The sequence below is a fragment of the Reyranella sp. genome (assembly GCF_036558665.1).
In the GTDB taxonomy this organism is placed as follows: domain Bacteria; phylum Pseudomonadota; class Alphaproteobacteria; order Reyranellales; family Reyranellaceae; genus Reyranella.
On sequence record NZ_DATBFE010000086.1, the window covers coordinates 1 to 4,157 of the forward strand.

Annotated in this window: 6 protein-coding genes; 5 read left to right on the forward strand and 1 reads right to left on the reverse strand. The window is 67.9% G+C overall.

Annotated elements, in window-relative coordinates:
* On the reverse strand, positions 1 to 783 hold a 783-nt coding region (locus tag VH499_RS14210), incomplete at its 3' end, for an MBL fold metallo-hydrolase (RefSeq protein WP_332053395.1).
* A gap of 87 nt (positions 784 to 870) precedes the next feature.
* Between VH499_RS14210 and VH499_RS14215 the strand changes: the two genes are divergently transcribed.
* The 5 genes from VH499_RS14215 to VH499_RS14235 form a co-directional block, all read left to right on the forward strand.
* Entirely contained in the window at positions 871 to 1,212 is a 342-nt protein-coding gene (locus VH499_RS14215) for a metalloregulator ArsR/SmtB family transcription factor (protein ID WP_332053396.1), read from the forward strand.
* A 5-nt stretch (positions 1,213 to 1,217) separates the two neighbouring features.
* The gene (locus VH499_RS14220) at positions 1,218 to 1,766 is read left to right on the forward strand and encodes a rhodanese family protein (RefSeq protein WP_332053397.1); all 549 of its coding nucleotides are present in this window, start codon (positions 1,218 to 1,220) and stop codon (positions 1,764 to 1,766) included.
* Between the two features lie 10 nt (positions 1,767 to 1,776).
* Entirely contained in the window at positions 1,777 to 2,559 is a 783-nt protein-coding gene (locus VH499_RS14225; RefSeq protein ID WP_332053398.1) for a sulfite exporter TauE/SafE family protein, read from the forward strand.
* A gap of 438 nt (positions 2,560 to 2,997) precedes the next feature.
* Positions 2,998 to 3,783, forward strand: a complete 786-nt coding sequence (locus VH499_RS14230) for a FeoA domain-containing protein (protein ID WP_332053399.1) — start codon at positions 2,998 to 3,000, stop codon at positions 3,781 to 3,783.
* Positions 3,784 to 3,787: 4 nt separating this feature from the next.
* Positions 3,788 to 4,157, forward strand: a 370-nt coding sequence (locus VH499_RS14235; protein WP_332053400.1) for a FeoB small GTPase domain-containing protein, incomplete at its 3' end; no start/stop codon positions are given.

The window sequence follows — 4,157 nt, forward strand, 5'->3', positions numbered from 1 at the left end:
GATCGACGGCAGCAGCAGCGTGGGCGCGGAAAGCGTGGCGTCGCGCGCGTTGCGCATGGCGACGAACTCGTCCTCGCCGACGCCCTCGTGCACGTGCACGTTCCGCTTGCGCTGCTCGTCGACGGTCGTCTCGAAGGCGTAAGTGTCCCGCCCGGGCGCCTTGTAGTCGTGGCACATGAACAGGCGGGTCTGCGGCGGCAGGCTCAGGAGCCGGCGGATCGAGCGGTAGAGCTTGCGGGCGTCGCCGCCGGGGAAGTCGGCGCGCGCGGTCCCGTAATCGGGCATGAACAAGGTGTCGCCGACGAACACGGCGTCCGCGATCTTGTAGCTGACGCAGGCGGGCGTGTGCCCGGGGGTGTAGATGACCTCGGCCTCCAGCTCGCCGATCTTGAAGCGCTCGCCGTCCTTGAACAGGTGATCGAAGTCGCTGCCGTCGGTCTTCAGATCGGTGGCGTTGAAAACCGGCCGGAAGATGCGCTGGACCTCCTTGATGTTCTCCCCGATGCCGATCCGGGCGCCGGTCTTGGCCTTGACGTAGGGCGAGCCGGAGAGGTGGTCGGCGTGGGCGTGGGTCTCGAGCGACCAGACGACGGTCAACCCGGCCGCGCGCGCGGCCGCGAGCACGGCCTCGACCGAGCGGATATCCACCTCGCCGGACTTGGGGTCGTAGTCGAGCACCGGGTCGATGACGGCGGCGCGCTTGGTCGCCGGATCGGCCACCAGATAGCTGAACGTGTTGGTCGCCTCGTCGAAGAACGCGCGGATCGCCGGGTTGCCTGACATTGGAACTCTCCTGGTCGCATCGCTTCCGGACTTGCTTTATATATTAGCATACACTACATTAGCAATACCTAAAATAATGGGACGGCGATGATCGGCTTCAAGAGCTTCGACACCGCGGCCTTCGAGCAGAAGGCCCTGCAGGCCGCGGACATGCTGCGGGCGCTGGCCAACGAGCGCCGGCTGATGATCCTGTGCAAGCTGGTGGAATGGGGCGAGGCCAACGTCACCCAGCTGGCCGAGGCGGTCGGCCTCTCGCAGTCGGCGCTGTCGCAGCACCTCGCGAAGATGCGCGAGGAGGGCATCGTCGCCTTCCGGCGCGACGCGCAGACCGCCTGGTACCGCATCAGCGATGCACGAACCGAGGAGCTGCTCGCGACCCTGCATCGGCTGTTCTGCCGTCCCGCACGCAAGATCAAGAAAGGAACGTAAGCATCATGACCCTGCGCAGCATCGACCCGCATCAGGCCAAGCGTCTCCTCGACCAGGGCGCGGTTCTCGTGGATATCCGGGAAAGCGACGAGCACGCGCGCGAGCATATCCCGGGCGTCCGGCATCTCGCGCTCTCGCAGCTCGACGCGGGCGATCTCGCCGCCCTTCGCGGCCGCGCCGTGATCTTCCACTGCCGCTCCGGCGCGCGCACGGCGAGTAATGCCGCCGCGCTCGCCGCCAAGGCCGACGCGACCTGCGACGTCTTCATGCTCGAGGGCGGCCTCGAGGCCTGGCGCAAGGCCGGGCTGCCGACCGTCGTGGACCGCCGGCAGCCGATCGAGCTGCAGCGGCAGGTGCAGATCGGCGCCGGCGGGCTGGCGCTCGTCGGGACGATCCTCGGCCTGACGGTCTCGCCCTGGTTCCTCGCGGTTCCGCTGTTCGTCGGCGGCGGGCTCGTGTTCGCCGGCCTGACCGGGTTCTGCGGTATGGCGCTCATCCTGCAGCGCGCGCCGTGGAACCGCCCCGCCGGCGCCGCGGCACGCAGCGCCGCCTGAGCCGGTCGCGATGGCGGGATTGCTCCTCCAGGACGCGCTCGGCGTGGCGTCCGGCGCGCTCGTCGGCTTCTCGCTCGGGCTCGTCGGCGGCGGCGGATCGATCCTGGCGGTGCCGCTGTTGATCTACGTGGTCGGCGTGCCGAGCGCGCACGTGGCGATCGGCACCAGCGCGCTCGCGGTCGCCGTCAATGCCGCCGCCAACCTGGCGCAGCACGCACGCCGGGGAGCGGTGAAGTGGCGTTGCGCGTCGGTGCTCGCCGCCGCCGGCGTGATCGGCGCCTTCGCCGGCTCGAGCCTGAGCAAGCTGGTGGACGGCCAGAAGTTGCTGGTGCTGTTCGCGATATTGATGCTGGTCGTGGCGGGCCTGATGCTGGCGCGCCGCTCGGTCGCCGGCGACGAGGGGGTGGTGCTCAGCCGCGAGAACCTGCCGAAGCTGCTCGGGCTCGGGTTTGCGACCGGCACCCTCTCCGGCTTTTTCGGCATCGGCGGCGGCTTTCTCATCGTGCCCGCGCTGATGCTCGCGACCGGCATGCCGATCCTCGATGCGGTGGCGTCCTCCCTGATCGCGGTGGCGGCGTTCGGCGTGACGGCGGCGGCCAATTACGCGCGCTCCGGCCTCGTCGACTGGTGGCTCGCCGCGATCTTCATCGGCGGCGGCGTGCTCGGCGGCGTGGCCGGCGCGCAGCTCGCCGCTACGCTGGGCAAGACGCGCGGCCGACTGAACATCGCCTTTGCCGGCGTCATCTTCGCGGTCGCGGTCTACATGCTCGTGCGCAGCGCAAGCTGGCTGTAGCCGGGGACCTGCCAGCGCCATCCGGCTTTGGTCCATATTTCGCATCGGCAGGCGGTCTGCGCGCCTCGTCAGGCTGCCGAGTCTGAGAATCCGGAGGCTGCATCCCGTCTTGAGGTATGTCAAAGCCGAGCCGACCGACAGACTGAAATATGAACGGCGGCTAGGCATTCTGTGGCAGATCGTCAGGATCGCTAGATGGAGTGGCCACTTCCCCTCTTAGCATCATCCATTGGGCTCCTACTTTTGGTAGGAGTTGTTGAATTCGGCCGGAGGTGGCGACGCCGACGCCAACGAATTCTTCGGGAAGACGCGCTCAAGCAGATTTATAGTGCCAAGCACGATGGACGCACTGTCACCTGCCCGGAGCTCGGGGGTCGACTGGGACTCTCGCCGGCCTCGACCCTGCATCTCACTCGAGATCTGGAATCTGCGGGATACGTGCGCTCCCGCGCGGGCGTGCTGGAGCTGACCGAGGCCGGAGAACATCTGGGACTCCATGTCCTGCGCGGGCACCGGCTTTGGGAGCGCTATCTCGCCGACGACGGCCAATTGCCCCTCGATCGGTTGCATGACGCAGCCGAGCGCGCAGAGCACCGCCTTGCGGCGGGCGAGCTCGAGGCCTTGGCGGATCATTTGGGACACCCCCGCACTGATCCGCATGGCGACCTGATCCCTACCGCAACGGGCGGGCTCCAGCCGCGCGAGCGCACTCCACTCACCGACTGGCCGCCTGATCGGCTCGCGGTCGTTGTCCACGTCGAGGACGAGCCTCGGCAAGTCCTAAATGAGGCTCTCCGTGCCGGGCTCCGGCCCGGGACAGTGCTTCGCGTCATCGGCCGGGACGCCAAGGCTGTCATCTGCAAAACGTCAGCTGGAAGGTTCGCCCTCGCGCCGGCGGTCGCAGCCAATGTCGATGTACGTGCGGCCGCGGACGGCGAAGAACTCGGCAAGCCTTTGGCGACCCTTGCCGGGCTGCGGCTGGGTGAGCAGGCCGAAGTCGTGGCGCTCTCCGAGCGCTGCACTGGTCTCGGCCGCCGACGATTGCTCGATCTCGGGTTCACGGCCGGCGCCCAGGTCAGGGCCGTGCTCGCAAACCTGGACGACACGGCTCATGCATATGAGGTCCGCGGCACCATGATTGCGCTGCGCAAGGAGCAGGCCGAGCAGGTTCTCACTCGTCCTCTGGTGGCGCAGCGGCGCGACGCGGGACCCGACAGCCGGTGAGGCCATGATCGGCACCCTGTTCCACAGCCCTTGCCGGGACTGCCCGCTGCATCAATATTGCGTGGTCGATCCCGATGACGTTCGCGGCCGTCAATACACCGTCGCGCTGGCCGGCAATCCCAATACCGGCAAGTCCACCGTGTTCAACGCGCTCACCGGTCTCAGGCAGCACACCGGCAACTGGCCTGGCAAGACCGTCAGCCGCGCCGAAGGACGCTTCGTGCACGACGGCGCCACTTACCGGTTGGTCGACCTCCCCGGCACCTACTCGCTGCTCTCTGCCTCGACCGACGAAGAGATCGCCCGAGACTTCATCCTCTTCGGGCGACCCGACTGCACGGTCGTGGTCGTCGATGCGACTGCGCTCGAACGTA

Excerpts from the sequence above, each read along its gene's own strand:
- VH499_RS14215 (WP_332053396.1), top strand. The coding sequence starts at position 871 with ATGATCGGCTTCAAGAGCTTCGACACCGCGGCCTTCGAGCAGAAGGCC.
- VH499_RS14220 (WP_332053397.1), top strand. The coding sequence starts at position 1,218 with ATGACCCTGCGCAGCATCGACCCGCATCAGGCCAAGCGTCTCCTCGAC.
- VH499_RS14225 (WP_332053398.1), top strand. The coding sequence starts at position 1,777 with ATGGCGGGATTGCTCCTCCAGGACGCGCTCGGCGTGGCGTCCGGCGCG.